At 39.5% G+C, this 812-nt stretch carries 1 protein-coding gene; it reads right to left on the minus strand.

From position 1 onward, the window contains the following. Positions 1–200: 200 nt before the first annotated feature. Positions 201–812: transposase (locus H5187_RS23780; RefSeq protein ID WP_182798502.1), on the minus strand; the 612-nt coding region annotated here is incomplete at its 5' end.

Below are 812 nucleotides of genomic sequence, written 5' to 3' on the forward strand. Positions count from 1 at the left end.
TAACGAGGCTGTAGAATAACTCGTTTTTAATTTATTTTTATTGATGCATTAACCATAGCTGAGTTCCTATTTTGATTCAATCGGTTACTTCGATTTTACGTGAAATATAAAAAGAGGATTTACTGTTTCTTTAATGGGCGTTTTGGAAGGTATGACAGGTGTTTAAGTGGCTTATTTGGAGAGGTAGCAGCTTACCTTTATTAATGCATCGTGTTTTGCAGCTTTTCTATATTATGAACTAAGCAATACAGTTGCCATTGGGCATTCACTTTCGTTTGACCGCGTAAGGTCAATTTATTCATGCCTTTGTTAACTGTAATATTCCCGAACACTGGCTCTATACAGCCAAGTCGTTTGCTGTACTGTCGTCGCCCGATTGGGCTGTCTATTTTGACCTTCATTTTGTCGATGTAGCTTAGCTTTTTACGCGATTCATCATTTTTAAACTGAACTTGCCGTCCTGTTTTTATAGGTGGCTTTCGCATGCATTGCTGTTGCAGCGGGCATACTTTGCAATCTTTTAAGTAACCGCAGAATCGCGTGTATTTTTGGTTGTGGCTTTTTACATTGATACCACTTCGCCACATGTCATTGCCTGCGGGACAGCGGCAGGTTTGTGTTGTTTCATCATAATGGAAGTCCTCTGAAGTAAATAAGCGTGGCTTACCTTTACTGCGTTTTAGTCGGCGTTTTTCTTGCTCTGTTTCATAAGTTTCGCTGTCTTTAAATAACGGGTTTCGTTTTCTAAATTGGTTATCCGCAATGTAAGTATCAAAGCCACTTTTCGCCATGTATTCAAGGTTCGCTTCGCT

It is taken from the genome of Pseudoalteromonas sp. SG44-1 (genome assembly GCF_014164315.1).
Classification (GTDB): domain Bacteria; phylum Pseudomonadota; class Gammaproteobacteria; order Enterobacterales; family Alteromonadaceae; genus Pseudoalteromonas; species Pseudoalteromonas rhizosphaerae.